The sequence below is a fragment of the Xenorhabdus sp. TH1 genome (genome assembly GCF_037260955.1).
GTDB lineage: Bacteria > Pseudomonadota > Gammaproteobacteria > Enterobacterales > Enterobacteriaceae > Xenorhabdus > Xenorhabdus griffiniae.
Genome location: NZ_CP147734.1, coordinates 424,604 through 451,037, shown reverse-complemented (window position 1 = coordinate 451,037; position 26,434 = coordinate 424,604). Strand labels below are relative to the sequence as shown.

The 26,434-nt window shown below is 45.2% G+C and carries 31 protein-coding genes; 18 read left to right on the top strand and 13 right to left on the bottom strand.

All coding sequences use genetic code 11. The features are described from left to right. Nucleotides 1–16: 16 nt before the first annotated feature. The 5 genes from sspB to zapE form a co-directional block, all read right to left on the bottom strand. Nucleotides 17–514: a ClpXP protease specificity-enhancing factor gene (sspB, locus tag WDV74_RS01945; RefSeq protein WP_338884248.1), complete on the bottom strand. Its 498-nt coding sequence runs from the start codon at nucleotides 512–514 to the stop codon at nucleotides 17–19. Between the two features lie 3 nt (nucleotides 515–517). After that, entirely contained in the window at nucleotides 518–1,159 is a 642-nt protein-coding gene (sspA, locus tag WDV74_RS01940; protein ID WP_338884247.1) for a stringent starvation protein SspA, read from the bottom strand. 428 nt (nucleotides 1,160–1,587) lie between these two features. Next, nucleotides 1,588–1,980, bottom strand: coding sequence for a 30S ribosomal protein S9 (gene rpsI / locus WDV74_RS01935; protein WP_045959780.1), 393 nt, complete (start codon nucleotides 1,978–1,980; stop codon nucleotides 1,588–1,590). Between the two features lie 15 nt (nucleotides 1,981–1,995). Further along, nucleotides 1,996–2,424, bottom strand: a complete 429-nt coding sequence (gene rplM, locus WDV74_RS01930; protein ID WP_011148147.1) for a 50S ribosomal protein L13 — start codon at nucleotides 2,422–2,424, stop codon at nucleotides 1,996–1,998. Nucleotides 2,425–2,661: 237 nt separating this feature from the next. Beyond that, on the bottom strand, nucleotides 2,662–3,789 hold the full coding sequence (zapE, locus tag WDV74_RS01925) for a cell division protein ZapE (protein ID WP_338884246.1): 1,128 nt from the start codon (nucleotides 3,787–3,789) through the stop codon (nucleotides 2,662–2,664). A 541-nt stretch (nucleotides 3,790–4,330) separates the two neighbouring features. Between zapE and zapG the strand changes: the two genes are divergently transcribed. The 3 genes from zapG to degS all read left to right on the top strand — a co-directional run bounded on the left by zapG (nucleotide 4,331) and on the right by degS (nucleotide 7,558). Continuing rightward, nucleotides 4,331–4,729 carry a Z-ring associated protein ZapG gene (gene zapG / locus WDV74_RS01920; protein ID WP_338884245.1) on the top strand — a complete coding sequence of 133 codons (399 nt, stop codon included), beginning with the start codon at nucleotides 4,331–4,333 and terminating at the stop codon, nucleotides 4,727–4,729. Between the two features lie 300 nt (nucleotides 4,730–5,029). Then, the gene (locus WDV74_RS01915) at nucleotides 5,030–6,406 is read left to right on the top strand and encodes a Do family serine endopeptidase (RefSeq protein WP_338884244.1); all 1,377 of its coding nucleotides are present in this window, start codon (nucleotides 5,030–5,032) and stop codon (nucleotides 6,404–6,406) included. A 90-nt stretch (nucleotides 6,407–6,496) separates the two neighbouring features. Beyond that, on the top strand, nucleotides 6,497–7,558 hold the full coding sequence (gene degS / locus WDV74_RS01910) for an outer membrane-stress sensor serine endopeptidase DegS (protein WP_338884243.1): 1,062 nt from the start codon (nucleotides 6,497–6,499) through the stop codon (nucleotides 7,556–7,558). 68 nt (nucleotides 7,559–7,626) lie between these two features. On the opposite strand, the gene murA is transcribed toward degS, so the two are convergent. From murA to mlaF, 7 genes are all read right to left on the bottom strand, one after another. Then, nucleotides 7,627–8,889, bottom strand: a complete 1,263-nt coding sequence (gene murA, locus WDV74_RS01905) for a UDP-N-acetylglucosamine 1-carboxyvinyltransferase (protein WP_338884242.1) — start codon at nucleotides 8,887–8,889, stop codon at nucleotides 7,627–7,629. 57 nt (nucleotides 8,890–8,946) lie between these two features. Then, complete coding sequence (ibaG, locus tag WDV74_RS01900; protein WP_338884241.1) at nucleotides 8,947–9,201, bottom strand: BolA family iron metabolism protein IbaG; 255 nt, start codon at nucleotides 9,199–9,201, stop codon at nucleotides 8,947–8,949. Nucleotides 9,202–9,334: 133 nt separating this feature from the next. Continuing rightward, the gene (gene mlaB / locus WDV74_RS01895) at nucleotides 9,335–9,688 is read right to left on the bottom strand and encodes a lipid asymmetry maintenance protein MlaB (protein ID WP_338884240.1); all 354 of its coding nucleotides are present in this window, start codon (nucleotides 9,686–9,688) and stop codon (nucleotides 9,335–9,337) included. 1 nt (nucleotide 9,689) lies between these two features. Then, nucleotides 9,690–10,319 (bottom strand): phospholipid-binding protein MlaC, encoded by a 630-nt coding sequence (gene mlaC / locus WDV74_RS01890; protein ID WP_338884239.1) that lies wholly within the window; start codon nucleotides 10,317–10,319, stop codon nucleotides 9,690–9,692. A gap of 34 nt (nucleotides 10,320–10,353) precedes the next feature. Further along, on the bottom strand, nucleotides 10,354–10,866 hold the full coding sequence (gene mlaD / locus WDV74_RS01885) for an outer membrane lipid asymmetry maintenance protein MlaD (RefSeq protein WP_338884238.1): 513 nt from the start codon (nucleotides 10,864–10,866) through the stop codon (nucleotides 10,354–10,356). Nucleotides 10,867–10,870: 4 nt separating this feature from the next. Beyond that, complete coding sequence (mlaE, locus tag WDV74_RS01880; RefSeq protein WP_193851325.1) at nucleotides 10,871–11,653, bottom strand: lipid asymmetry maintenance ABC transporter permease subunit MlaE; 783 nt, start codon at nucleotides 11,651–11,653, stop codon at nucleotides 10,871–10,873. Between the two features lie 10 nt (nucleotides 11,654–11,663). Next, entirely contained in the window at nucleotides 11,664–12,467 is an 804-nt protein-coding gene (gene mlaF / locus WDV74_RS01875; RefSeq protein ID WP_189758744.1) for a phospholipid ABC transporter ATP-binding protein MlaF, read from the bottom strand. A 231-nt stretch (nucleotides 12,468–12,698) separates the two neighbouring features. Here mlaF and WDV74_RS01870 point away from each other — a divergent pair, with 231 nt between their 5' ends. The 13 genes from WDV74_RS01870 to rnk all read left to right on the top strand — a co-directional run bounded on the left by WDV74_RS01870 (nucleotide 12,699) and on the right by rnk (nucleotide 23,165). Beyond that, nucleotides 12,699–13,676: a calcium/sodium antiporter gene (locus WDV74_RS01870; protein ID WP_338884237.1), complete on the top strand. Its 978-nt coding sequence runs from the start codon at nucleotides 12,699–12,701 to the stop codon at nucleotides 13,674–13,676. A gap of 35 nt (nucleotides 13,677–13,711) precedes the next feature. Then, nucleotides 13,712–14,680 (top strand): arabinose-5-phosphate isomerase KdsD, encoded by a 969-nt coding sequence (kdsD, locus tag WDV74_RS01865; protein WP_338884236.1) that lies wholly within the window; start codon nucleotides 13,712–13,714, stop codon nucleotides 14,678–14,680. A gap of 68 nt (nucleotides 14,681–14,748) precedes the next feature. Further along, nucleotides 14,749–15,312: a 3-deoxy-manno-octulosonate-8-phosphatase KdsC gene (kdsC, locus tag WDV74_RS01860; RefSeq protein WP_338884235.1), complete on the top strand. Its 564-nt coding sequence runs from the start codon at nucleotides 14,749–14,751 to the stop codon at nucleotides 15,310–15,312. 18 nt (nucleotides 15,313–15,330) lie between these two features. After that, nucleotides 15,331–15,924, top strand: a complete 594-nt coding sequence (gene lptC, locus WDV74_RS01855) for an LPS export ABC transporter periplasmic protein LptC (protein ID WP_338884233.1) — start codon at nucleotides 15,331–15,333, stop codon at nucleotides 15,922–15,924. Beyond that, the gene (gene lptA, locus WDV74_RS01850) at nucleotides 15,905–16,453 is read left to right on the top strand and encodes a lipopolysaccharide ABC transporter substrate-binding protein LptA (RefSeq protein WP_338884232.1); all 549 of its coding nucleotides are present in this window, start codon (nucleotides 15,905–15,907) and stop codon (nucleotides 16,451–16,453) included. The genes lptC and lptA overlap by 20 nt, the downstream gene beginning before the upstream one ends. Nucleotides 16,454–16,459: 6 nt before the next feature. Beyond that, nucleotides 16,460–17,185, top strand: a complete 726-nt coding sequence (lptB, locus tag WDV74_RS01845) for an LPS export ABC transporter ATP-binding protein (RefSeq protein ID WP_338884231.1) — start codon at nucleotides 16,460–16,462, stop codon at nucleotides 17,183–17,185. 69 nt (nucleotides 17,186–17,254) lie between these two features. Next, nucleotides 17,255–18,694, top strand: a complete 1,440-nt coding sequence (gene rpoN / locus WDV74_RS01840; protein WP_338884229.1) for an RNA polymerase factor sigma-54 — start codon at nucleotides 17,255–17,257, stop codon at nucleotides 18,692–18,694. A 24-nt stretch (nucleotides 18,695–18,718) separates the two neighbouring features. Continuing rightward, nucleotides 18,719–19,021, top strand: a complete 303-nt coding sequence (gene hpf, locus WDV74_RS01835) for a ribosome hibernation promoting factor (protein WP_338884228.1) — start codon at nucleotides 18,719–18,721, stop codon at nucleotides 19,019–19,021. A gap of 170 nt (nucleotides 19,022–19,191) precedes the next feature. After that, the gene (ptsN, locus tag WDV74_RS01830) at nucleotides 19,192–19,659 is read left to right on the top strand and encodes a PTS IIA-like nitrogen regulatory protein PtsN (protein WP_338884227.1); all 468 of its coding nucleotides are present in this window, start codon (nucleotides 19,192–19,194) and stop codon (nucleotides 19,657–19,659) included. 40 nt (nucleotides 19,660–19,699) lie between these two features. Next, a complete protein-coding gene (rapZ, locus tag WDV74_RS01825) occupies nucleotides 19,700–20,551 on the top strand; it encodes an RNase adapter RapZ (protein WP_189758752.1) in 852 nt (283 codons plus the stop codon). Nucleotides 20,552–20,568: 17 nt separating this feature from the next. Further along, nucleotides 20,569–20,841, top strand: a complete 273-nt coding sequence (gene npr / locus WDV74_RS01820) for a PTS phosphocarrier protein NPr (RefSeq protein WP_047768742.1) — start codon at nucleotides 20,569–20,571, stop codon at nucleotides 20,839–20,841. Nucleotides 20,842–21,315: 474 nt separating this feature from the next. Beyond that, entirely contained in the window at nucleotides 21,316–22,548 is a 1,233-nt protein-coding gene (alr, locus tag WDV74_RS01815) for an alanine racemase (RefSeq protein WP_338884226.1), read from the top strand. 206 nt (nucleotides 22,549–22,754) lie between these two features. After that, nucleotides 22,755–23,165, top strand: a complete 411-nt coding sequence (gene rnk / locus WDV74_RS01810; RefSeq protein WP_338884225.1) for a nucleoside diphosphate kinase regulator — start codon at nucleotides 22,755–22,757, stop codon at nucleotides 23,163–23,165. 50 nt (nucleotides 23,166–23,215) lie between these two features. On the opposite strand, the gene pmbA is transcribed toward rnk, so the two are convergent. Then, nucleotides 23,216–24,559 carry a metalloprotease PmbA gene (pmbA, locus tag WDV74_RS01805; protein WP_338884224.1) on the bottom strand — a complete coding sequence of 448 codons (1,344 nt, stop codon included), beginning with the start codon at nucleotides 24,557–24,559 and terminating at the stop codon, nucleotides 23,216–23,218. 197 nt (nucleotides 24,560–24,756) lie between these two features. On the opposite strand from pmbA, the gene yjgA reads away from it, so the two are divergent. Together yjgA and WDV74_RS01795 are read left to right on the top strand one after the other, a co-directional pair. Next, the gene (yjgA, locus tag WDV74_RS01800) at nucleotides 24,757–25,293 is read left to right on the top strand and encodes a ribosome biogenesis factor YjgA (RefSeq protein ID WP_338884223.1); all 537 of its coding nucleotides are present in this window, start codon (nucleotides 24,757–24,759) and stop codon (nucleotides 25,291–25,293) included. A 171-nt stretch (nucleotides 25,294–25,464) separates the two neighbouring features. Beyond that, nucleotides 25,465–26,424 (top strand): D-2-hydroxyacid dehydrogenase family protein, encoded by a 960-nt coding sequence (locus tag WDV74_RS01795; RefSeq protein ID WP_338884222.1) that lies wholly within the window; start codon nucleotides 25,465–25,467, stop codon nucleotides 26,422–26,424. Nucleotides 26,425–26,434: the final 10 nt, after the last annotated feature.

Sequence of the window (26,434 nt, the reverse complement as noted above, 5' to 3'; positions counted from 1 at the left end):
GATGAGCATTGGATAATTATTTTACGACGCGCAAAGTTGGACGGCCTTTTGGCGGTTGAGGAGGTTCATCATCTGGCGAATCATCATCATGAGAAGCTTTTCTATCATGCTTACTATTATGGATATGCACCAGATTATCCGCTACTGGCATATCCGTTTCTTCTGATTCAGTATTATCCGCATTATAGGCGAATTCTGGCTCAAACATCATTCCCGCACCATTTTCACGGGCATAAACCGCAATCACAGCCTCCATTGGAACAGTCACTTGACGAGCAGCACCACCAAATCGTGCATTAAATCTAACTTCATCATTCGTCAATTGCAGATTGCCAACCGCTCTCGGTGAGATATTCAAGATAATTTGCCCATTTTGTGCATATTCCATCGGGACGTTAACACCATAAAAGTTAACATCTACAACAATATGCGGGGTCATGTCATTATCCAACAGCCATTCATAATGTGCCCGCAATAAATAAGGGCGGCGTGGAGACATTTGAGTCATCTCCATACATTAACTCCGTGTTTGTAAGCGCATTTCACGTTCTGCTTCCGTCAATGAAGCCAAGAATGCGTCACGTTCAAACACACGTTGCATATAGATTTGAAGATCTTTGGCACCTGATCCTGACAGCTCAACCCCCAAGACAGGCAAGCGCCACAACAGCGGAGATAAATAACAATCCACCAAGCTGAACTCTTCACTCATAAAGAAAGGCATTTCTCTGAAAATTGGCCCAATTGCCAGCAATTCTTCAGCAAGTTGCTTACGTGCAGCATTCGCTTCCTGCACACTTCCTTCCTGAATTTTGTACATCAGGGAATACCAATCTTTTTCAATTCTATGCATCATCAGACGGCTAGAGCCTCGTGCGACAGGATACACAGGCATGAGTGGTGGATGCGGGAAACGCTCATCCAGATATTCCATAATGATGCGAGAATCATACAGGGTCAGCTCACGATCAACGAGAGTAGGAACAGATTGGTAAGGATTTAAATCAATCAAATCCTGTGGCAAATTACCCGATTCAACGTGTTCAATCTCTACGCTGACCCCTTTTTCCGCCAATACAATTCTCACTTGATGGCTAAAAATGTCGGTCGGGCCGGAAAACAGAGTCATTACCGAACGTTTGTTGGCAGCGACAGCCATGAAAACCTCCAAGTTTATCTAAAAAAAGGAACGAACAGCCCTTCAATGAACAGCGGCTATTCTCGCTCATATTCTCATCCTGTTTCGCACTTATTATCCGAGGTTATCCCTCTTTATCTTCTGGCAACTGCTTTATTGGCTGTAACAAGAAAATATCTTGGGATATATTTTACCTCTGCCAAATCGGGCAAACTCATGGATAAGGCAAAAAATTGTTAATAGTCTACCAGATTTTGCACATTTTGTGGGGAAGTACATTGAGAATTAATGATGAAATATTAGAGTCTGGGAATTAATTTCCCAAAAATGCTATTTTTTTGCCAAAAATAGAGAATTATCGAAGAGTGAAAAATCTGAAGGAATAAAAAACCCGCCATAAAAATGGCGGGTTTTTAACTTTAACCCACTGCCACAGTTGCGGCAATAAATTAACGTTTGGAGAACTGTGGACGACGACGTGCTTTGCGCAGACCCACTTTTTTACGTTCAACTTCACGAGCATCGCGAGTCACGAAGCCAGCTTTGCGAAGTTCAGAACGCAGAGTCTCGTCATAAGCCATCAGTGCACGGGTGATACCGTGACGGATTGCGCCTGCCTGACCAGAAATACCACCACCTTTAACGGTGATGTACAGATCCAGTTTGTTCAGCATATCAACCAGCTCAAGTGGTTGACGAACAACCATGCGTGCAGTTTCACGACCGAAGTAAACTTCGAGGCTGCGTTGGTTGATTACGATGTTACCGCTACCTGGCTTAATGAAGACACGAGCGGAAGAGCTTTTGCGGCGACCAGTGCCGTAGTATTGATTTTCAGCCATTGCCTATAATCCCGATTAAATGTCCAGAACTTGTGGTTGCTGTGCCGCGTGGTTGTGCTCGCTGCCCGCGTAAACTTTCAGTTTACGGTACATTGCACGACCCAGTGGCCCTTTTGGCAGCATGCCTTTAACCGCGATTTCAATGACACGCTCAGGACGGCGGGCAATCATCTCTTCAAAGGTCGCTTGCTTGATACCACCGATGTGGCCAGTGTGGTGATAATAAATTTTGTCAGAACGTTTGTTGCCGGTTACAGCAACTTTTTCTGCGTTAACAATAATGATGTAATCACCAGTATCAACGTGCGGAGTGTATTCCGCTTTGTGCTTGCCGCGCAGGCGACGAGCTACTTCAGTTGCAAGACGGCCCAAAGTTTTGCCATCTGCGTCAACAACATACCAGTCGCGTTTTACGGTTTCTGGTTTAGCTGTAAAAGTTTTCATTAAAGCTTACCCAATTATAAGTTACACGTTGGTGAACACTCGATGTTCAGAAACTGTTTTTGAGGTTCACACGACTCATGTCCAGCAAACCTACCCCTTCGAATAGCCTATGCCGGCACTAATGCAAGTTTTTTGGGAAATAAAAAATCCTGCTGTAACGTGGGGTCGCAAGATTATAGAGAACTCATCATAAAAAATCGACCCCAAATTCAATAATTATCCCAAAGGATAAAAGAATCAGGGTAAATGTGGAAGTTTTAGGTATTCCTCACTTTGCATTTCCTGCAAGCGAGACAGGCAACGTTGATATTCAAACGCCAACAACTCACCCTGATAAATCTGTTCCATTGGCGCGTCGGCATTAATGATAAGTTTTACCTGGCGCTCATAGAATTCATCCACCAAGGCAATGAAACGTCGGGCGGCATTTTCATTTAATGCCGTCATGATCGGCATATCGTGCAACAAAACCGAATGATAAAGTTTTGACAAAGCAATATAGTCCAGTTGACTGCGCGGATCTTCACACAATGTTTTGAAATGGATTGCCAATACCCCATCAACACTACCGATGGCAGGCATATTACGATGATTGATCTCCAATATAGGATTCAGCTCTCCTTCTCGTCCAGCCAAACGCTGAAACATATGACGCATCTCCTGTCGATTCTCTTCTGACAACGGCGTCAGATAGAGATGAGCCTGTGTTAATGTCCGTAGGCGATAGTCGATACCGGCATCAACATTCATCACGTCACAATATTTTTTGATCAGTTCAATGGCGGGTAGAAATCGTGCGCGCTGCAATCCATTTCGGTATAACTCATCAGGCGGGATATTGGATGTCGCTACCAAGGCAATTCCTCGGGCAAATAAAGCCTCCAGCAAGGTGCCAAGGAGCATGGCATCCGTAATATCGGATACAAAAAATTCATCAAAACAGAGTATATCCGTCTGTGCCTTGAAACCATCAGCAATTATCTCCAAAGGATCTTCATGGCCTTGTAATGTTGTTAACTCTTCATGTACCCGTAACATAAAACGGTGGAAATGGAGACGCAGTTTTCGCTCAGTGGGTAAACTTTGGTAAAACATATCCATCAGCCACGTTTTGCCACGCCCGACCCCGCCCCACATATAAAGCCCCTGAACGGGACGGAATAGCACAGACGTTTGCCGACCAAATAACTTGCCCAATATACCTTTCAGTCCACTTGCTTTTGGATTATGGCGTAGTTGAGCATTGATAAGGTCGCGATGAATAAGATCAAGGCGTTCAACCGCCTTGCGCTGTACTTCGTCAGGTTGATACTGCCCCTCAGACAAGGCTGATTGATAGAGAGATGAAGGTGTAATCGGTGACATGAAAATAACAATCCTTAACGTTTTTTATTCTCAATACGTATATACGCATTAAACCTCAAGTTGCAATTTACAACATGATATGAAACCTGATTTCCCCCGCATCGCGGGGAGAAACCACACGCATCTTGAAGTTAGATTGGTATAATAATTTACCAATAAGAACTATACGCATTAAACTTCAAGCTGCAATTTACAACACGATATGAAACCTGATTTCTCCCCGCTTCGCGGGGAGAAATTACATTCATCTTGAAGTGAGATTGGTATATACCAATGCCCACTACTGTGAATTGAGGGATATGATTTTGCCTACCTGCTTTGGGAAATCTGTATAAAATTAATCTATTAGATTACAGATACGTGAATTAATTAATAATCAATATTCCACTCTGACTAAATTAACGGTTATAGTGGTCATTATGAACCAAGAGCCTATCCTAATAGTTGTATATCCTTGCAAACAAAACGGCCTAATGGGATAAAGCTCTAGAACATTGCAGAAACAATCTTGCGGAATAACGATGTTACTAAAGGAGTTGCCATGACTTGGGAATATGCCCTGATCGGATTAATCATCGGTTTTATCGGGGGCGCGCTGGCTGTCCGTTTTGGCAGCGCAAAGCTACGCCAACAAAATACCCTACAAGCTGAATTGGAGAAAAATCGGGCGGAATTGGAAGAGTACCGCAAAGAGCTGGTCAGCCATTTCGCCCGTAGTGCTGAATTACTTGACAATATGGCACACGATTACCGCCAGTTGTATCAACACATGGCGAAAAGTTCCAATGAACTGATGCCCAATATGCCTGTGCAGGATAATCCTTTCAATTATCGTCTAAGCGGCTCCGAAACTGAGAAAAACAAAGTAACTGCTGACACGCCACCACGGGATTATTCTGAGGGTGCATCTGGCCTATTCCGTCCAATTCAAGATAAGTAATTAATGCACTTTGCCGTGGTAATAATCGCTACCACGGCTCTCTTTCGTCCCCGCCATTCAATGGAAAAATGTTTGTTTTTTATTTTTTATTCACGTAAATACCTGTAAAGAAACGCATTGAAACGACTTTATTAGTGAACTTTGCTGAATAATTGAGAGTCATAACAGCATTGAAACAATGATGCTTAAGGCCTATATAACTCCCAGGAATAAGTGATTTCTAAGGCATCAACGCCTTGACAGGACAGGTCTATTAAGCACAATTTCCTTTTCTAGCTTAGGTATTAAGAGAACGTATTCATGAAAAGAAAAAATACATTACTCAGCGCACTCGCTATTAGTATCGGATTATCTTTAGCTTCAGTTCCAATGGTAAGTAATGCAGCTCTACCTGCTGTATCCGCTCAAGAATTACCCAGTCTCGCTCCCATGCTGGAAAAAGTTCTGCCTTCTGTTGTCACTGTTCATGTTTCAGGTACAGAAGTACAAAGCCAACAACTCCAATTACCTGACGATTTCCAGTTCTTCTTCGGGCCAGCATTTCCCCCGCAAGAACCAAGAAAACGTCCATTCACGGGGTTAGGTTCAGGGGTAATTATTGATGCCAATAAAGGTTATGTATTGACCAATAGCCATGTCATTAATAACGCAAATAAAATACGCGTTCAATTAAATGATGGCCGTGAATACTCAGCAAAACTCCTTGGACGTGATCCACAAACCGACATCGCTCTTTTACAATTGAAAGATGCCAAAAATCTGACTGCCATCAAGTTCGCCGACTCCGACCAACTGCGTGTCGGAGATTATGCCATTGCCATCGGTAACCCATTTGGCTTGGGGCAAACCGTCACATCTGGGATCATTTCCGCTCTTGGCCGTAGCGGCCTGAATCTGGAAGGTTTGGAAAACTTTATCCAAACCGATGCCCCGATTAACCGTGGTAACTCTGGTGGTGCATTGATTAATCTGAAAGGGGAACTGATCGGTATTAACACTGCTATCCTCGCACCAAGCGGGGGTAACGTCGGTATCGGTTTTGCTATCCCAAGTAATATGGCTAAGGTCCTTTCCGCTCAGCTTATTTCCCACGGTGAAGTCAAACGCGGCATACTCGGTATAAAAGGAACCGAGATGACAGCAGACATCGCCAAAGCACTCAATGTTGAAGCACAGCAAGGGACATTTGTCAGCGAAGTTCTGCCTAAATCGGCGGCGGCTAAAGCAGGTATCAAACCAGGGGATGTCCTAATCTCCTTTGATGGCAAGAAAATTAATAGCTTTGCTGAGCTACGCGCGAAGGTTGGTACAACAGTTCCAGGTAAAGAAGTCACAATTGGTCTGCTACGCAAAGGGAAGCCACTTGAAGTCACCGTTACACTGGATGACAGTGATGGAGAGCCAACGAAAGCAGAAAACTTGAGTATTGCCCTGCAAGGCGCAACCCTGAGTAATGCCGCCATCAAAAACACCCAAGGCATCAAAGTGGATTCGATTACGCCGAACTCACCTGCTGCAATATCAGGCTTGCAGAAGGATGACTTAATTGTTGGTGCCAACAATGTACGTGTACGAAATATCAGCGAATTACGTAAAATCACTGAAGAGAAGCCAGCCATTATCGCATTGAACGTCTTACGTGGTGACGATAATGTTTATCTCTTACTGCGTAATTAATCTATATCCACCACAGACGCAGTATGATTGCTGCGTCTGTCCACTTCTATGCTATTCTTCTTTCAATCAATTACTACGCTGAATAATGTCATGCTGATCAAGTTATTGCGCTCTATACTCATAGGCTTATTGATTGCCGCTATTTTGCTGGTCGCTATACCGTCCCTGCGTCCCAGCGGCTTAAAAAATTTCCTGAGCGATAACAACAGCAACGATACAATATCCAGTTTCAGCAAAGCAGTCCGTCGGGCTGCGCCTGCGGTAGTCAATATTTACAGCAGCAGCATGGGCAGTTTTTCCCATGAAAGTCGGGAGCTCCTTCCCTTGGGTTCCGGCGTGATTATGAGTGAACAGGGCTACATTCTCACAAATCGGCATGTTATCAATAAGGCAGCTTCCATTATTGTCGCTTTACAAGATGGACACTTTTATGAAGCCCTGCTCGTCGGCTCAGATGGTCCAACCGATCTGGCCGTTTTAAAAATCAACGCCACAAACCTGCCTGTGATCCCAATTAATCCTAAACGTGTGGCCCACGTAGGCGATATCGTATTAGCTATCGGCAATCCGTACAATTTGGGACAAACCATTACACAAGGCATTGTCAGTGCAACCGGACGTGTCGGTCTCAGTCCAACGCGTCGTCAGAATTTCCTGCAAACAGATGCATCAATTAACCAAGGCAACTCTGGTGGTGCTTTGGTCAATACGCTGGGAGAATTAGTGGGTATCAATACGTTGACATTCGATAAGTCTGAGTTTGGTTCAACACCGGAAGGGTTGGGATTTGCCATTCCAACAAAACTGGCTACAACCATTATGCAGAAATTGATCCGCGATGGCCGGGTTATCAGGGGATATATAGGCATCACCGCCAGAGAATTACCCTATATTCGCTCATCAGGCAGTCATATCAATCAAATTCAGGGGTTACGCGTTTTCCAAATCGCACCCAATGGCCCTGCTGAAAAAGCGGGGATCAGAGTGGGAGATATCATTACCCGCGTTAATCACCAACCAGCCATCTCACCAGTGGAAACAATGGATCAAGTCGCGGAAATTCGCCCGGGTAGTGTCGTTCCTGTCACTGTGCTACGCGACGGAACTTCCCTCACACTTAACGTCACAATTGATGAGTTTAATGGCTACTAATCTTTTCTTTCTCGCCCACTCTTTTTTCATCTACAACGTGGTGGACGAGAAAGAATATTTAATTCTGTTTAGCCAGTTGTCTTAATGCGTTCAATATTTGCCCCAAGACCACGCAGCTTATCTTCAATATGTTCGTAACCGCGGTCAATATGATAAATACGATCCACGACGGTCGTGCCTTCGGCAATACAACCCGCTAATACTAAACTCGCAGAAGCACGTAAATCCGTTGCCATTACCTGAGCGCCAGATAATTTGTCAACACCATGACACAGCACGGTATTGCTCTCAATTTCAGCCCGCGCACCCATACGAATCAGTTCAGGAATATGCATGAAGCGATTTTCAAAAATGGTTTCGGTGATCATACCTGCACCATCCGCAACCATATTCAACAGGCTGAATTGCGCCTGCATATCAGTTGGGAAACCTGGATGCGGTGCCGTGCGGAATGTCACTGATTTCGGCCGTTGGCCATGCATATCAAGGCTAACCCAATCCTCTCCCATGTTGATATCCGCCCCGGCTTCACGCAGTTTGGCTAAAACAGCATCCAAGGTATCAGGTTTCGCATGACGGCAAACCACCTTACCACGTGAAACCGCCGCAGCGACCAGGAAGGTGCCAGTTTCGATACGATCAGGCAATATACGGTGAACACCTCCACCCAAGCGCTCAACGCCTTCAATCACAATGCGATCAGTACCTGCACCTTTGATTTTTGCTCCCAGCATATTGAGAAAATTAGCCGTATCTTCAATTTCAGGTTCGCGTGCAGCGTTTTCAATGACAGTGGTGCCTTCTGCCAAGGTTGCCGCGGTCATAATCGTAACCGTTGCCCCAACACTGACTTTATCCATCACAATGCTGGCACCTTTCAAACGGCCATCCACAGTGGCTCTGACATACCCTTCATCCAGCACGATTTTCGCACCAAGTTGCTCCAGGCCAGAAATATGAAGATCAACAGGACGCGCTCCAATGGCACAGCCGCCTGGCAAAGAAACTTGCCCCTGACCGAAACGCGCCACCAACGGCCCCAATGCCCAAATGGACGCTCGCATGGTTTTAACCAGTTCATAAGGGGCGCAATATTCATTGACTCCACTCGCATCAATAAAGACAGAACCATTACGTTCCACTTTTGTCCCCAACCGATTAAGCAACTTGATCGTGGTATCAATATCTCTCAATTCAGGAACATTCTGTAACTCAACCGGCTCTTCTGCCAGTAACGCTGCGAACATAATTGGCAAGGCGGCATTTTTTGCCCCAGAAATGGTCACCTCTCCCGATAGGCAGGTAGGCCCTTTCACACGAAATTTATCCATCTGTCATGATTCTCTTATTTAATTCAAAGTGCGCTGTTCGCGGCGAGGCAAACAGCCTTAAAATCCTTGAAGCTTACGGTCACGCTGCCACTGTGCCGGTGTATAGGCTTTGATTGACAACGCGTGAATGCGGTTATCAGCGATATATTCCATCAAAGGAGCATAAACAGCCTGCTGTTGTTTAACTCGGCTCAGGCCATCAAAAAATGCGCCAACAGCAATAACCTGAAAGTGGCTGCCATCACCGCTGACGATAACTTCATCAAGTGCCAATTTTTCCATCAGCACTTTTTTAATTTCATTCGTATCCATAGATCTGCTCACACTTGTCTTTAGAAAATAATAGTAGATGCCTATCCTAATGGAATACAGGCAACTCTTAAACCAAGAAAAACGCCCCTGTAAGTTGATGGCTTACAAGGGCGCTGATGATCAAAAAAGAGAATTACACCTTGGGCTGACTACCATCAAGAAGAGCTTGCAGGCCATACAACGTTACCAACGTGCTCAGCTGTTCCCCTACACCTGAAAAGGTCAGTACCTTGCCTCGTTTTTGGCATTCTCCCTTTAATTGGACAAACAGAGCCAACCCCGTAGAATCCACACGGCTTAGCTGGGAGACATCAATATTGTCAATGCCCTCCAGGGCCTGCTCTTTTTGTTGCCAAAGGGGTAGCAAACTATCGCGATCCAATGTGCCTTGCAGAAACAATGTATTACCGGCCTTTTCCCAGCTAACCGTTCCCTGATTGGCGTTTTCGTTAATCATCATACCGTTATCAACAGTCGTTTTTTCCATATCACTTTTTCTTTTCTAAAGTGATCGGTGCTTTCGCACTGCTAGCTAATTGTTCAGTCAAGCCATCGATACCTTTCTGGCGCAGGATATCCGCCCATTCGTTCTGCTTGGTCGTGATCATACTCACGCCTTCTGCAATCATGTCGTAAGCCTGCCAATAACCGGTCTTACTGTTTTTACGCCATTGGAAATCTAAACGAACTGGCGGCTGCCCGTTAGGATCGGTGATCGTGACACGAATAGCCACTATCGTCTTATCATCCAATGGCTGTTCTGGGGCAATTTGATAATCTTGCCCGTGATACATCGCCAAGGCCTGACCATATGCTTGTTCCAGATAGGATTCAAACGCCTTGAAATAAGCATCACGCTGCTCCGGTATCGCTTGTTTGTAGTAAGGCCCCAGAACCAGTGCGCCTGCATATTTTATCTGCACATAAGGCAGCAATTCTTGACGCACGATCTGGCGCAAGACTTCTGGATTGGCTTGAATCTGTGGTTGATCGTTCTTCAAACGGCTAAACGTTTTTGCCGCGGCATCTTTCATCAATGCGTAAGGGTTGGTTTGATCTGTAGCGCTGGCTAAAGGTGCAACCACCAGCAACGCAATCATAAGTAATCGCTTAAACATAAGTGTTATTTCTCCTGAGCAGTAGGCTGCTAACTTAGTGTGCTTGTTCCGGTGCCGAAGCGGATTTTTCCTGACTTCCGCTACTACTCTTATACAGGAACTGACCAATCAAATCTTCAAGTACCATTGCAGGCTTAGTATCTTCAATATGATCGCCATCTTTCAACATGGCTGTACCTAAATCAGGATCATCAAACCCAATATTGAGGGCAACATATTGTTCCCCCAGTAATCCTGAAGTTCGGATAGAAAGCGAACTGGTATTGGGAATATTGTCGTATTGCGTGAAAATATCCAATTCAACTTGTGGCGTATAAGTTTTGTGATCCAACCAGATTTTCTCCACACGACCGACAACGACTCCGCCAACCTTCACCGGTGAACGTACTTTCAAGCCACCAATATTGTCAAATGCGGCATATACACGATAAGTTGGCTGGCTGCCGAAAGATCGGATATCTGCAACTTTGAGGCATAAGAATATGATTGCAGCCAGCGCAATCAAGACAAAAGCTCCCACCCAAATTTCATTTTTCTTGCTTTGCATCGACTTAGTTCCCAAACATCAGTGCTGTCAGCACAAAATCCAAACCTAATACCGCCAACGACGCATGAACCACCGTGCGCGTCGTCGCCCTGCTGATCCCTTCCGATGTTGGGATAGCGTCATAACCATTGAACAGTGCAATCCAGGTTACCGTAATAGCAAAAACAACACTCTTGAGAAAACAGTTGAGTAAATCTTTTTGCCATTCCACCGCAGATTGCATGGATGACCAGAAGAAGCCACCATCAATGCCTTTCCAATCCACACCCACTATTGCACCGCCCAAGATCCCCACAGCAACAAAGATCAAGGAGAGCAAAGGCATACTGATAAAACCAGCCCAAAAACGCGGGGCAATAACGCGGCGCAGCGGGTCAACCGCCATCATTTCCAGACTAGAAATCTGTTCAGTCGCTTTCATCAAACCAATTTCTGCGGTCAACGCTGAGCCTGCTCGCCCTGCAAACAATAATGCCGTCACCACAGGCCCCAATTCACGCAGCAGTGATAACGCCACCATCATGCCAAGGCTGCCTTCCGCGCTAAATGTGGTCAACACCAGATAGCCCTGCAAGGCCAACACCATGCCAATAAACAGTCCTGAAACCACAATGATCAAAAGAGATTGAACACCGACGCTATACAGTTGCTGACGCAAAAGTGTCCATTGTTTGGCAGTTTCTGGCTTACCAATGATTGCATTAAACAGCATAAAGCCCGCACGACCGAATGAAGCCGTAACCTCAATCGTCCGTCGGCCCATTGCTGCTAATGCCCGTGTTAACATTAACATTCCATCATCCTAATAACTCAGTTTTGTAATCCCCGGCCGGGAAACGGAAAGGTACAGGCCCATCAGCAATACCATCAAGAAACTGCCGTACCCGTTGATCCTGATTCATTCTCAGTTGATCTGGAGTACCTTCTGCGATCACTTTCTTCTCAGCCACAATATAAGCATAATCAGCAATACTCAGTACTTCAGGCACATCGTGGGAAACCACGACACACGTAACACCCAGCGCATGATTTAGCTCATCAATCAGCTTCACCAAAACACCCATAGTGATGGGGTCTTGACCGACAAAAGGTTCATCAAACATGATCAAGTCGGGATCGAGTGCAATCGCTCTTGCTAATGCTGCTCGCCTTGCCATACCGCCAGAGAGTTCCGATGGCATCAAGTGTGCAGCACCACGCAACCCTACCGCTTCCAGCTTCATCATCACGGTTGTATGAATCAACACTTCAGGCAGTTGGGTATGCTCACGCAGGGGAAAAGCCACATTGTCAAAAACATTCAGATCAGTGAACAAGGCACCCGACTGAAATAACATGCTCATTTTTTTGCGGGCAGCATACAAGCGTGGGCGGGACAACGCCGGAATATTATCACCATCAAACCAAATTTCACCGCGCTCAGGACGAATTTGCCCCCCGATCAGACGCAGCAACGTGGTTTTTCCGATACCAGAAGGTCCCATAATGGCGGTAATTTTTCCTTTCGGAACGGTCAGATTAATATCAGCAAAAATCGGGCGTTGGCCTCGGGTGAAATGCATTCCGCAGATCTCAATAAGATTTGCTGTTTGTTGACTCATTGTTGATAGCCCCTAACCGTTAATAGAACTGTCTTCATGACTGTATTTAAATAATTAATCATGCATACTACAAAAAATTGCCCAATTTTGCGTTAGCAAAGTTGTGACAGATTTTACTTTTTATTGCTTGATCGTCAGAATGTATAAGTCTAGCTGAATAAACATTCCATGTTTAAAAATCAACCATCATTAGCATTATGCTCGGAATAAAACTTATTTAAGGGACACTCCATGTTTCTGACAATTGTACTGCTCATTACCGGGTTGATTTTACTGGTGTATGGTTCCGATAGATTAGTTTATGGTGCGGCTGTTTTTGCCCGCGCCATGAAAATTCCCCCTTTTATTATCGGCCTGGTTATTATGGGAATAGGAACCTCGCTGCCAGAATTGATGGTCTCTGTCACAGCAATTTTAGACGGACAGCCAGACATGGCCATAGGCAATGCCATTGGCTCCAATATTACTAACCTTCTGCTCATTACAGGAGCAGCAGCGTTTATTCGGCCCATCAGGGTAAAATCAGAAATTCTGCGACAAGAAGTTCCCCTAATGTTGGCGATCACGGCATTTGCAGGGTATTTGCTATCCAATGGCTACCTGAGCCGGCTGGATGGTATTTTTTTAGTGCTTTCAGCCCTCTTCTTTATCTCCCTAATGATAAAGATGACCGCTTTCTCCAAACACAATAGGGTTGATAGCTATACCCAGGAACGAAATGCCGAATTGCCGCTTGAAGGCAACAAAGGAATTGCACTGCTTTGGGTGGTTCTGGGACTAATGATTCTTCCCATTTCTACCCGCATGGTGATTGATAATGCAACCGTTATTGCACGTATTTATGGTGTCAGCGAACTGGTGATTGGCCTGACAATGCTTGCCGTGGGAACCAGTTTGCCTGAGCTTGCTACCGCTATTGCGGCGGCCATAAAAGGTGAGAACGACATGGCAATGGGCAATATTGTTGGCTCGAACGTATTCAATGCCACCCTTGTCTTGGGTATCCCCGCCATACTTTCCCCTAGTGTCTTTTCACACCAAGCATTTTCCCGGGATTTTTGGGTCATGATGGCAGCGAGTATACTATTCACGGTATTTTGTCTGGGAAGAAAGCATCGATTGAACCGATTGAACGGCATCTTGCTACTGGGCTGTTTTATCGCTTATTTTGTCGTACTTTTTGTTTCTAATTATTACGGTACTGAGTAATTGCCGATTGAATGGGAAAAGAGTGGGAAGTAAAAATGCCTAAAATCGATTTTCAGCAAGCAGGTAAGCAAGTATTACATATTGAACTTGAAGGGCTGGTTGGCCTGGAACAATACATTAATGACGATTTCAGCCAAGCCTGTGAGCTCATGTTTAGTTGTGAAGGAAAAGTCATTGTGATGGGGATGGGCAAATCCGGTCATATTGGGCGAAAAATCGCTGCGACATTTGCCAGCACCGGGACACCTTCGTTCTTTGTCCATCCTGGCGAAGCCAGCCATGGCGATCTCGGCATGGTAACCGCAAAAGATATCGTGCTGGCAATTTCCAATTCTGGTGAATCAAATGAAATTCTGGCATTAATTCCCGTACTCAAGCGACAAAAAGTCCCGCTCATCTGCATGACAAATAATCGCAACAGCAACATGGGCAAAGCCGCGGACATCCACTTGTGCATCAAAGTTCCACAAGAAGCCTGTCCATTGGGATTAGCCCCTACCACCAGCACTACCGCCACACTCGTCATGGGCGATGCATTAGCCCTTGCGCTCTTACAAGCCCGTGGCTTTACCGCTGAAGATTTCGCCCTTTCCCATCCTGGTGGAGCACTCGGGCGCAAACTTCTGTTGCTGGCCAATGACTTAATGACCACCGGTGATGACATCCCCCGTGTTCCCCGTACAGCGACTCTGCGTGAGGCTTTAGTGGAAATCACCCGCAAAAAATTGGGCATGACGGTTATTTGTGATGATGACATGCAGATCAATGGTATTTTTACCGATGGCGATTTACGCCGTGTTTTCGATATGGGCATTGATTTAAACAATGCAAAAATTTCTGATGTCATGACTGCCGGTGGCATTCGTATTAAACCCAATGCCCTGGCGGTTGATGCTTTAAACCTAATGCAATCACGCCATATCACCTCACTATTGGTCACAGAAGGTGACAAATTACTTGGTGTACTACACATGCACGATCTTTTGCAGGCCGGTGTTGTGTAGGCTGGTCTTCTATAAAACAAGTAAACTGTTACAAACAAGCATGATATAAATCTTAAGAGAATTTCTTAATGAGTCAAAAAGCGTACCTGGACACCTGTTATGGCCCAGTTAATAAAGCAATTATCGAAAAAGCCCGTCAAATCCGTTTACTGATTTGTGATGTTGATGGCGTGCTGTCCGATGGGCTTCTCTACATGGGCAATGAAGGTGAAGAACTGAAAACTTTTAACGTTCGTGATGGTTATGGCATCCGTTGTTTAATCACCTCCGGTATTGAAGTTGCCATCATTACTGGCCGCAAAGCAAAACTACTGGAAAATCGGGCAGAAACATTAGGCATTACATATCTTTACCAAGGACAAAATGATAAGGTTTTGGCGTATAAGGAACTGTTGGATAAACTAGCGTTGCAGCCAGAACAAGTCGCCTATATTGGTGATGACCTTATTGACTGGCCTGTCATGGCACAAGTTGGATTATCTGTTGCAGTTGCTGATGCCCATCCTTTACTGTTGCCAAAAGCAGATTATGTGACTCAGATTGCCGGCGGACGCGGTGCAGTCAGGGAACTTTGTGATTTGGTCCTCTTCGCTCAGAATAAGCTCGAAGATGCCAAAGGGTTATCCATATAAATTAAAATTGAAAAAAGAATGAGCAAAATTCAATCCTGGCTGATCGCAATACTGGCACTGATCGCACTTGCGCTGATTGGCTGGAATTTCTCGAATGTAAATGATGATACCTCATCAGCCATTGTGGATGATGGTTATCCGACTTATCAAACACAGGAAGCCATTACTTTTGTCTATGATCCGGAAGGTAAGCTGACTTACAAGCTGGTCGCTGACGATGTTAAAAACTATACGGAAGCCAAACTGACCTGGTTTACCAACCCTGTATTGACAACATTTGACCCCAATGGCTCCCCTGGCACCCCGATAGCGACATGGACAGTACGCGCCAACAAGGCCAAACTGACCCAAGATAAGATGCTCTATCTATACGGGGATGTCCAAGTGGATAGCCTAAACGATGCGTCACAATTGCAGCGGATCACAACAGACAATGCGATCGTCAATCTGACAACCCAAGATGTCGCATCCGATGACCGAGTCACGCTTATTGGTGTCGGTCTGAAATCTGTTGGCATGAAAATGCGCGGCAATCTGCGAAACAAAACTGCTGAACTGATTGAAAAGGTGACCACTCAATATGAGATTCCACATGAACAACCTAATCCGTAATTCCGTTATTGCTAGTACGCTTTTTGCCGTCAGCCTGCCCGTACTGGCCTTAAAAGATGATACAAAAAAACCCATTACTATCGACTCAGCAAGGCAGTCATTAGATTTAACGGGAAACATTGCCACATTTACGGATAATGTTATCGTAAAACAAGGCTCAATCGATATTCATGCTGATAAGGTCGTTGTTACCCGCCCGGAAGGGGATTCTGACAAGACAGTGATTGAAGCATTTGGTAATCCTGCCACTTTTTACCAATTGCAAGATGATGGTAAGCCCATCAAAGGTCATGCATTAAAGATGCGCTATGAGATGGATAAAGAGCTTATCACCCTGACGGGGGACGCCTATCTTGAACAGCTAGACAGCAATATCAAAGGCGATAAAATCACTTATCTGGTACCAACACAGCTAATGGAAGCATTTAGTGATAAAGGTAAACATGTCACCACCGTCCTGTTACCTGCCCAGCTACAAGAAAAAGGCCCTGGTGTTAACGGTGCTGACGCTCAGAAAAAGGGTAAATAACGACTGATGGCAATATTAAACGCAGAAAATCTGGCGAAAGCCTATAAAGGCCGTAAGGTCGTTGAGAATGTCAGCCTAAACGTGAAATCAGGGGAGATTGTTGGCTTGCTTGGCCCCAATGGGGCGGGCAAAACCACAACGTTCTATATGGTCGTTGGCATTGTTCCACGCGATGCTGGCTCTATCACCATTGATGAAGAAGATATCAGCCTGCTGCCCCTGCATGAGCGTGCACGCCGTGGGATAGGTTACTTACCTCAGGAAGCCTCTATCTTCCGTCGTTTGAGTGTATTCGACAATTTGATGGCGGTACTGGAGATCCGTAAGGATCTGACCCAAGAGCAAAGAAAAGCGCGTGCAGAAGAGTTGATGGAAGAATTTCACATCTCTCACCTGCGTGATAACCTTGGCCAATCACTTTCCGGTGGTGAACGCCGTCGGGTGGAGATTGCCCGTGCACTGGCCGCCAATCCCAAATTCATTCTGTTGGATGAACCTTTTGCTGGCGTTGACCCCATTTCGGTACTGGATATTAAAAAGATCATTCAACATCTGCGGGATTACGGGTTGGGTGTACTGATTACTGACCACAATGTGCGTGAAACACTGGATGTCTGTGAACGTGCCTATATCGTCAGCCAGGGTCATTTGATTGCTCACGGAACGCCGAATGACATCCTGAATAACGAGCAGGTTAAGCGCGTTTATTTGGGTGAAGGTTTCCGCCTTTAACTTTTATCCTTCTATCAAGCGCGATTCAAGGAACTCTTCAAGCTAGGTTAAGGAGAAAGTGGTAACCCTATGAAGCAAAGTTTGCAACTCAGGCTCAGCCAGCAATTGACGATGACGCCACAACTCCAGCAAGCCATCCGTTTGTTGCAACTATCTACGCTTGAGCTTCAGCAAGAGATTCAGCAAGCGTTGGAAACCAACCCGCTGCTTGAACAGGATGATCCGCATCAGGAAGTAGAGAATCAGGCACTTTCTGATGCCGACACTGAAGTCATGGATACCCGTGACGCACTTGAACAGAGGGAGATGCCTGAAGAGCTACCACTGGATGCCAGTTGGGATGAAATTTACACCGCTGGCACGCCTTCAGGAACTCACAGTGATTATAGCGCTGATGATTTCCCCGTATATCAGGGAGAAACCACCCAAACCTTGCAAGATTACCTCATGTGGCAGGCAGGATTAACGCCATTTACCGAAACGGACGCTGCTATTGCCACTTCAATCATTGATGCCATTGATGACACCGGATATCTGACCATTTCTATCGAAGAGATCCTTGCCAGTATTGGTGATGATGAACTGACTTTGGCAGAGGTCGAAACCGTTCTCAAACGCATACAACATTTTGATCCGATTGGCGTTGCTGCCCGTGACTTACGCGAATGCTTGCATATCCAGCTTGCAATGCTGCCGCCAAAGACGCCCTATCTGAATGATGCCAAACTTATTGTCAGCAACTATCTGGCACTACTGGGTCACCGAGACTTCCGTAATTTATTACGTCAGAGCAAATTAAAAGAGAGTACCCTGAAGGGGGCAATTGATATCATTCAATCACTGGAGCCAAAACCTGGACTGGTAGTCAATACCGGTGAATCCGAGTATGTTATTCCAGATGTATTGGCACAGAGAGAAAATGGCAGCTGGCAAGTCAGGCTAAATACCGATAGCATCCCCCGTCTGCGCATTAACCAACACTACGCAGCACTGGGACAACGGGCCAACAATGAGAGTGACAGCCTGTTCATACGCAATAACTTGCAAGAGGCCAAATGGCTGCTCAAGAGCCTCGAAAGTCGTAATGAAACATTGCTGAAAGTCGCCCGCTGTATTGTTGAACGGCAACAAGACTTTTTTGAATATGGTGAGGAACACATGAAACCACTGGTATTGGCTGATATCGCCTATCAGATTGACATGCATGAGTCCACCATTTCCCGCGTGACAACCCAGAAATACCTGTATAGCCCACGAGGGATTTTTGAACTTAAGTATTTTTTCTCCAGTCACGTCAACACCGACAGTGGTGGTGAAGCTTCTTCTACCGCGATACGTGCACTGGTGAAAAAACTGGTCGCGGCAGAGAATCCGGCTAAGCCACTGAGTGACAGTAAATTGACCAGCATACTCGCTGAGCAAGGTATTCAAGTGGCTCGCCGGACTGTCGCAAAATATAGAGAGTCGTTATCCATCCCGCCTTCAAACCAACGTAAAAAATTGGTTTGAACAACACAGAGAAGGAAAACACCTATGCAACTCAAAACCACGCAACTCAATGTTACAGGCCACAATATTGAAATTACCGATGCACTTCGCAACATTGTGAACACCAAATGCGGCAAATTGAATCAATACTTCGATAAAATTAACCTCATTCAGGTCATCCTCCGGGTGGAAAAGGTGCAACGGATCGCCGAAGCTACAGTGTATGTTAATGGAGGTGAGTTGCATGCAAGCTCAGAACATGAAGACATGTATGCGGCAATTGATGTACTGGTAGATAAGCTAGCGCGTCAATTGACCAAACACAAAAGTAAATTGAGACAACATTAATCGCTTTTAGGCAACGGGGCTGTCATAAAATTATCACTGTTCTATCTATAACACCGTCTATAACGCCCTGTACTTAGTGCGATCTGTAGATCGGTTTTAGAGCGGCAGTGCATTAATACCGGATGCCTTATCAGGCATCTGGTATAACAAGGCCCTAAGTGAATAAAGAAATGAACAACGAAACAGATTTACCACTAAGCTCTGTGCTTTCACCCGCATGTACACGCAACAACGTACCTTGTTCGAGTAAAAAGCGCGCCTTAGAGATTATCAGTGAGCTAGCATCAAAACAGCTTGAAGTGCCGGAAAATGCCGTATTCGAGGCTATTCTTTCGCGCGAAAAAGTCGGCACAACAGGAATTGGCAACGGGATTGCGATCCCTCACGGCAAATTGGATAAAGAGCGTTCGGATAATGCCGTTGGGGTATTTTTACACCTGGAACAACCCATTACCTTTGACGCCATTGATAATCAACCTGTTGACTTGCTGTTTGCTTTATTGGTGCCGTCAGACCAATGTCAGATCCATTTACACTCACTATCATTGATTGCAAAGCGCCTTGCAGATAAAAATCTCTGCCGTCGCCTGCGCTCAGCCCAGAGCGATGAAGAACTGTATAAAATTATTACTGAATAAATAGCGATTATAATTATAAACATTTAGGGGGAGTCACCTCATGGTGCTGATGATAGTCAGTGGTCGTTCAGGTTCTGGGAAATCCGTTGCTTTACGGGCACTGGAAGATATGGGCTTCTATTGCGTGGATAACCTGCCCGTTGTGTTGCTGCCAGAATTGGCAAGTACACTGGCCGAACGTGATATTTCGGCGGCAGTTAGCATTGATGTCAGAAACATGCCGGAATCGCCAGAAATTTTTGAAGAAGCCCTGACGCAATTGCCTGACAGTTTTTCACCACAATTACTGTTTCTTGATGCGGATCGTAATACCCTGATCCGCCGCTACAGTGACACACGCCGTCTGCACCCACTCTCAAGCAAAAATCTGTCACTGGAAAGTGCCATTGACCAAGAAAGCGATTTGCTTGAACCCCTGCGCTCACGTGCTGACTTGATCATTGATACCTCTGAAATGTCCGTTCATGAACTGGCGGAAATGCTCAGGACACGTCTATTAGGCAAACGGGAACGAGAATTGACGATGGTGTTTGAATCCTTTGGGTTCAAACATGGTATCCCTATCGACGCAGACTATGTTTTTGATGTGCGTTTCCTGCCAAACCCTCACTGGGATCCGAAACTGCGCCCAATGACGGGTTTGGATCGTCCTGTGGCCGCGTTTTTGGATCGCCACACGGAAGTTCATAATTTTATTTATCAGACCCGTAGCTATCTTGAACTTTGGCTACCTATGCTGGAAACCAATAATCGCAGTTATCTGACCGTCGCTATTGGCTGCACAGGCGGTAAACACCGTTCAGTCTATGTGGCAGAACAGTTGGCTGATTATTTTCGTTCCCGTGGAAAAAACGTGCAATCACGCCACCGCACACTGGAAAAACGCAAATAATATGAATAACACAAGCCATGACAGTCAAGCAAAGACTTGAAATTAAAAATCGGCTCGGAATGCACGCTCGGCCTGCGATGAAACTGCATGATCTGGTACAACAGTTTCAATCAGAAGTGATTCTGCGTAACAGCAGTAACTTACAGGCCGAGGCCCGCAGCGTCATTGCCATGCTGATGCTCGATTCTGAACAAGGCAGCCATATTGACGTTGAAGTCAATGGGCCGGATGAACAACAAGCACTGGCGGCCATTATCGAACTCTTCAATGCCGGGTTTGACGAAGAGTAACACGCCCATTTTATATGTTATAGATAGGCCAATCACTTTTCATATATACCAATCCAACTTCAAGATGCGTGTGATGTCTCCCCGCGAAGACATCAAGTTTCATATGGTGTTGTCTTGTCAATTGCAGAGAGTGCCGCCGATAGGTTCGGGCTGACTATACAGAGCAAACCATTAGAGAGCGCTTCGGTGTGGGCTATTGCCAAGGTAAAGACAAAATTAGTTATTAAAACTGACCAAAGGTAAAAAATCATTAATATAAACTATTCATTAAATTCTCACAAAGAGTAAAAACAAGACGTTTTTATTATTAACTTAGTTAATTAATCTAATTATTTATAAATAGTGTAATATAGATAATAAATGTTATCTTTCAATAAGTTAACCATGTGAAATTAAATTAGAAAAAACTTATTATTAAAACGCAATTACACGAAGAACATTATGCATACAGTTCCTAAAATGGAGATTTACTTCATGCGTTTTAATAAAACCACACTGGCAATTCTTCTTGGTTTGAGTCTGTCTCAAGGTATTGCCCAAGCAGCGCCTGTGCTCTCTTTAGATAACACCCATGCAGAAAGTATCGCAGCAACCAATAACGCTTGGGTTGAAATCAATACCACGACTTTCGAAAATAATATTCACACGCTGCAAAAGAAACTGAATAAAGGCACCAAAATGTGCGCAGTTTTGAAAGGTGATGCTTATGGTCATGGTATTGATCTGCTGATGCCCTCCATCATCAAAACTGGCGTGCCTTGTGTAGGGATCACCAGTAATGAAGAAGCCCGCATCGTGCGTGAAAGCGGCTTTAAAGGGCAACTGATACGTGTCCGTACGGCTGACATCGCTGAAATCGAAAGCACATTGGGCTATGACATGGAAGAAATGATCGGCGATTTGGAGCACGCCCAAGCGATTGATGCTCTGGCACAAAAACATGGCAAAGCCATTCGCGTTCACCTGATGCTGAACACAGGCCTTATGAGCCGCAACGGTTTGGAAATGAAAACTGAGCAAGGCAAACAAGACGCTTTGAAAATCGCTCAGTTATCTAACCTGAAACTGGTTGGTATGATGAGCCACCATGCATTCACCGATCTGGATGCAATCCGTGACAGCATTAAAAACTTCAAAGAACAAACTTCCTGGCTGATCAAAACAGCAAATCTGAACAGGGACGAAATCACACTGCACGCATCAAGCTCTTTTGCATCACTCAGCATTCCTGAAGCGCAGTTCGACATGGTACGCGTTGGCAGTGCGCTGTACGGCATTCTGACCACCAGCCACCCAGAATTCAAGCCATTGATTCAAATGAAAACCCGCGTTGCTTCTGTTAAAACATATCCTAAAGGTAATGGTGTCGGTTACGACAACACTTTCATCCTGAAACGCGATTCCAAGCTCGCTAACTTGCCGATTGGTTTCTCTGATGGCTTTAGTTCTGCCCTGTCAAACAAAGCTTACGTTCTGATCAACGGTCACCGTGCCCCTGTTGTCGGTAGCGTTTCCATGAACACCGTGATGGTCGATGTGACTGACTTACCAGAAGTGAAGAGCGGCGATGAAGTGGTCATTTTTGGTAAACAAGGTAACGACGAAATCACTCAGTCTGATATCCAAAAATGGGGAGGAATGCATGTTGTTGAGCTTTCCTCCATTTGGGGTGAAACCAACCCGCGTATCGTAACCACCGGCTTATAATCTGTGGATCAAAATGGTGGCAGACTGTTCTTTTTTTCCATTGCAGATAGGACTTGTTTCATTAACAATGCAAAACAGTTCGTGATCATGATCTCTTTATTTTCGCGGCAGAACAGCCTAATATCATTTTAATGACTTTGAAAATAACACCCCCCTCCTTGCGATGTGGGGTGTTATTTTGTATTGAGCCTAATTTGGAGTGTGGTATGAAAAAACCTAAAATCATTATCAATGAATTGGATGCCGAACGTTTAGATTCCCTGTTGGAACAACCTGCTTTTGCCAATACCCGCATCGCAGATGCCTTGAATGAAGAGTTGGATAGAGCGGAAATAGTGGCACCGGTAGATATCCCAGCCGATGTTGTCACCATGAACAGTGAAGTTCGCTTTATTGATCAGGGCAGTAATGAAGAACGTGTTCGTACGCTGGTCTACCCTGCTTCCCTGCAAGACAGCACCAAACATCTGTCCGTTATGGCGCCTTTGGGTGCTGCTCTTCTGGGTTTGCGGGTGAATGATGAAATCACATGGACATTGCCAAACGGTGAAACAACCCGCATAAAAGTATTAGAAATACTTTACCAACCAGAAGCCGCGGGCGAATATCACCGCTAATTTCCAGCCAGCTCAGTGACGCCGAACTGGCTGCTGTTAATTGAGTATCCCTATTGACCGGCGATACTCATTTCCGGCAGCAACACCGAACCACACTGAATATTGCTACGTGTTTCGATATCATTACCAATTGTCACCATATTCGCCCACATATCTTTCAAATTGCCGGCAATGGTGATCTCACTGACAGGATATTGAATTTCACCATTCTCAACCCAGAAACCAGATGCGCCGCGAGAATAATCCCCCGTCACCGCGCTAACACCCTGTCCCATCAGCTCAGTGACGATCAGGCCAGTGCCCATTTCACGCAACAAGCCAGCAAAGTCCAGCCCTTGGCCTGCAATACGCCAGTTATGAATTCCTCCTGCATGCCCCGTGTTCACCATTCCCAACTTACGGGCAGAATAGGAAGTCAGTAACCAAGTCTGCAAAACCCCCTCTTTGACAATATCACGTGGTATCGTACGCACACCTTCGCTGTCGAATGGCGTTGAAGCTAACCCACGCAATAAATGCGGCTGTTCTTCAATCGTCAGCCATGAAGGCAAGATCGGTTTACCCAGGCTATCCAACAAGAAAGAAGATTTACGATAAATACTGCTACCGCTGATCGCGCCAACCAAATGACCGAACAACCCTGTAGCCACCTCCGCAGCAAAGATCACTGGCGCTTTCATGGTTGGTAACTTACGCGCTCCCAGACGAGAAAGCGTACGACGCGCGCACTCTTGCCCCACCCATTCAGGCGATTCCAACTCGTCAAAATGGCGACTCACAGTATAAGCATAATCGCGTTCCATATTGCCATCTTGCTCGGCAATCACACAGCTTGACATAGAATGACGACTTGAGCAGTAGCTTTGCAGCATACCGTGGCTATTACCAAATACCCGGATACCATAGTGGCTGTTGAAACTTCCGCCTTCCGTATTAGTAATGCGCCCATCTGCCTGCAATGACGCTTGTTCAGCGCGGGCTGCCAATTCAATGGCTTTATCTGCATCTAAATCTGCGGGATGGAAAAGATCTAATTCAGGCGCTTCAAATGCCAATAACGCTTTATCGGCCGGGCCAGCATAAGGATCAGGCGAGGTATAACGCGCAATATCAATAGCAGCCTGCACAGTACGAGCAATCGCCTCTGGGCTGAGATCTGTTGATGAAGCGCTACCTTTGCGTTGCTGGTGATAAACCGTGATCCCCAATGCGCCGTCACTGTTAAACTCAACATTTTCGACTTCACTAAAACGGGTACTGACGCTAATTCCCGTCGTTTTATTGACCGCGACTTCCGCAGCATCACAACCGGATTTAGCCAACTCCAGCGCATGGGCAACCGCATCTTCCAGCAGTTTACGCTGCTCCGCGATTTGTTGATTGGTAACTATCATTAATTAACGTAATCCATTGAATTAAAGAGAGAATTTGTCAGAAAAAATGCCTGCTTCCGGTTTATGACACGAATGTCGAGTGGTAATCCGGCAATTTTCCCAGTTACAATACACAATATTAGGATGTTAACACCCACCGGACGATAGGTCATGCTCCAAAACGTACCTTATCCGGCCTTTTTAGAAGGAAAACAATTATGGCAAAGCAGCCTGAAGATTGGCTCGACAATTATCCTGCTGAAGAGGAAGAAGAAGAGATAATCTGGGTCAGTAAAAGTGAAATCAAGCGAGATGCAGAAATTCTGAAAAAATTGGGCGCAGAACTGGTTGAACTGAGTAAAAGCCAACTGGAGCGCATTCCACTGGATGAAGATCTGCGGGCAGCCATTGAGTTGGCACAGAAAATCAAGCGTGAAGGACGTCGCCGTCAATTGCAGCTCATTGGCAAACTGTTGCGTGCCCGTGATCCTGAGCCAATTACCACGGCGTTGGATAAACTGAAAAACCGTCACAACCAGCAAGTTATTGTTTTACATAAACTGGAAGAACTACGTGACAAATTGCTTGAAAATGATGATGCCTTTGAAGAAGTCATTACACTGTATCCACACACTGATCGCCAGCAACTTCGCACATTGATCCGTAATGCGAAAAAGGAGAAGGCAGCTAACAAGCCACCTAAATCCTACCGTCAAATTTTCCAATATTTGAAAGAGTTATCGGAATCCGCTTAATCCATCTTCACCGCCATTTCATTAAGAATTGGCGGTCATTTCCTTCCATCCTTTCCTCTTCGTTACAGCAGCTGTATCAAGTTAACAAAATTAATAAAATGTTATTGTTTGGTGAACAAAATAAGGTAACCTTCCCTACATTATTAATAATTTAGCCAAAGGATATCTCAAATGCCATTAGTTGTTATTCCTGATGATTATCAACATGCTACAAAACAAATCCAGGCTTTATACCAACACAGTGACTTTGAAATCGTTTGCCTCGGTGCCCTCGACCGTGATCCCAAAGCAGAAGAACTATTATCCAAAGCTGATGCCCTCATCCTGATCCGTGAAAGAACTTTAATTGACGAAAAATTCTTGTCTAAAGCACCCAATCTAAAACTCATCAGTCAGACCGGAAAAGTTGCTTACAATATCGATCTTGAATTGTGCAAACAACGGGGTATTGCTGTTGTTGAAGGTAGTGGTTCACCTGTTGCCGCAGCAGAATTAACCTGGTTGTTAATTCAAAGTGCGATACGCCAATTTGTGCCGTCTGTAGAAATGATGAAGAAAGGTCACTGGCAAACTGAATTTGGCGACACCGTCGCAGGAAAAACGCTTGGGATAGTCGGTTATGGTAAGATAAGCCAACTTGTTGCTAAGTACGCACAAGCGTTTGATATGAAAGTACAAGTTTGGGGTTCAAATCGTGCCCAAGATCATGCCCGCCAAGAAGGATTAATTGTTCCAGGCTCCCGTGAAGCATTTTTCCAGACTTCAGATGTTGTCACCCTGCATCAACGATTAGTGAAAGAAACTACAGGAAATATCACACTTTCTGATTTAACCAAAATGAAACCTACCGCAGTCTTGGTAAATACAGCCCGCTCAGGGTTGATAGAAACAGGGGCGCTGGAAAAAGCCCTTGATTTAGGCACCCCTGGTTTTGCCGCCTTGGACGTTTTTGATATTGAGCCGATCTGGGATACCAATCACTCTTTATTAAAACGAAACAACGTACTTTGCAGCCCACATATCGGTTATGTTACTAAAAGCTGTTATGACATTTATTTCGAAAGTGCATTTAAAAATATTGAGAGATATTTTTCTGGCGATAAAAGCCATGTGATTAACGCATGTGTTTAATAAGCAAAAA

Coding starts and splice junctions, on each gene's coding strand:
- ptsN (WP_338884227.1), top strand. CDS start 19,192: ATGAACAACGAAACAGATTTACCACTAAGCTCTGTGCTTTCACCCGCA.
- ibaG (WP_338884241.1), bottom strand. CDS start 9,201: ATGGATACGAATGAAATTAAAAAAGTGCTGATGGAAAAATTGGCACTT.
- rpsI (WP_045959780.1), bottom strand. CDS start 1,980: ATGGCTGAAAATCAATACTACGGCACTGGTCGCCGCAAAAGCTCTTCC.
- WDV74_RS01915 (WP_338884244.1), top strand. CDS start 5,030: ATGAAAAGAAAAAATACATTACTCAGCGCACTCGCTATTAGTATCGGA.
- rpoN (WP_338884229.1), top strand. CDS start 17,255: ATGAAGCAAAGTTTGCAACTCAGGCTCAGCCAGCAATTGACGATGACG.
- sspB (WP_338884248.1), bottom strand. CDS start 514: ATGGAGATGACTCAAATGTCTCCACGCCGCCCTTATTTATTGCGGGCA.
- zapE (WP_338884246.1), bottom strand. CDS start 3,789: ATGTCACCGATTACACCTTCATCTCTCTATCAATCAGCCTTGTCTGAG.
- alr (WP_338884226.1), top strand. CDS start 21,316: ATGCGTTTTAATAAAACCACACTGGCAATTCTTCTTGGTTTGAGTCTG.
- degS (WP_338884243.1), top strand. CDS start 6,497: ATGCTGATCAAGTTATTGCGCTCTATACTCATAGGCTTATTGATTGCC.
- WDV74_RS01795 (WP_338884222.1), top strand. CDS start 25,465: ATGCCATTAGTTGTTATTCCTGATGATTATCAACATGCTACAAAACAA.
- sspA (WP_338884247.1), bottom strand. CDS start 1,159: ATGGCTGTCGCTGCCAACAAACGTTCGGTAATGACTCTGTTTTCCGGC.
- mlaB (WP_338884240.1), bottom strand. CDS start 9,688: ATGGAAAAAACGACTGTTGATAACGGTATGATGATTAACGAAAACGCC.
- mlaE (WP_193851325.1), bottom strand. CDS start 11,653: ATGTTAACACGGGCATTAGCAGCAATGGGCCGACGGACGATTGAGGTT.
- mlaD (WP_338884238.1), bottom strand. CDS start 10,866: ATGCAAAGCAAGAAAAATGAAATTTGGGTGGGAGCTTTTGTCTTGATT.
- rnk (WP_338884225.1), top strand. CDS start 22,755: ATGAAAAAACCTAAAATCATTATCAATGAATTGGATGCCGAACGTTTA.
- hpf (WP_338884228.1), top strand. CDS start 18,719: ATGCAACTCAAAACCACGCAACTCAATGTTACAGGCCACAATATTGAA.
- murA (WP_338884242.1), bottom strand. CDS start 8,889: ATGGATAAATTTCGTGTGAAAGGGCCTACCTGCCTATCGGGAGAGGTG.
- npr (WP_047768742.1), top strand. CDS start 20,569: ATGACAGTCAAGCAAAGACTTGAAATTAAAAATCGGCTCGGAATGCAC.
- rapZ (WP_189758752.1), top strand. CDS start 19,700: ATGGTGCTGATGATAGTCAGTGGTCGTTCAGGTTCTGGGAAATCCGTT.
- kdsC (WP_338884235.1), top strand. CDS start 14,749: ATGAGTCAAAAAGCGTACCTGGACACCTGTTATGGCCCAGTTAATAAA.
- lptC (WP_338884233.1), top strand. CDS start 15,331: ATGAGCAAAATTCAATCCTGGCTGATCGCAATACTGGCACTGATCGCA.
- pmbA (WP_338884224.1), bottom strand. CDS start 24,559: ATGATAGTTACCAATCAACAAATCGCGGAGCAGCGTAAACTGCTGGAA.
- WDV74_RS01870 (WP_338884237.1), top strand. CDS start 12,699: ATGTTTCTGACAATTGTACTGCTCATTACCGGGTTGATTTTACTGGTG.
- mlaC (WP_338884239.1), bottom strand. CDS start 10,319: ATGTTTAAGCGATTACTTATGATTGCGTTGCTGGTGGTTGCACCTTTA.
- yjgA (WP_338884223.1), top strand. CDS start 24,757: ATGGCAAAGCAGCCTGAAGATTGGCTCGACAATTATCCTGCTGAAGAG.
- lptA (WP_338884232.1), top strand. CDS start 15,905: ATGAACAACCTAATCCGTAATTCCGTTATTGCTAGTACGCTTTTTGCC.
- kdsD (WP_338884236.1), top strand. CDS start 13,712: ATGCCTAAAATCGATTTTCAGCAAGCAGGTAAGCAAGTATTACATATT.
- lptB (WP_338884231.1), top strand. CDS start 16,460: ATGGCAATATTAAACGCAGAAAATCTGGCGAAAGCCTATAAAGGCCGT.
- mlaF (WP_189758744.1), bottom strand. CDS start 12,467: ATGAGTCAACAAACAGCAAATCTTATTGAGATCTGCGGAATGCATTTC.
- rplM (WP_011148147.1), bottom strand. CDS start 2,424: ATGAAAACTTTTACAGCTAAACCAGAAACCGTAAAACGCGACTGGTAT.
- zapG (WP_338884245.1), top strand. CDS start 4,331: ATGACTTGGGAATATGCCCTGATCGGATTAATCATCGGTTTTATCGGG.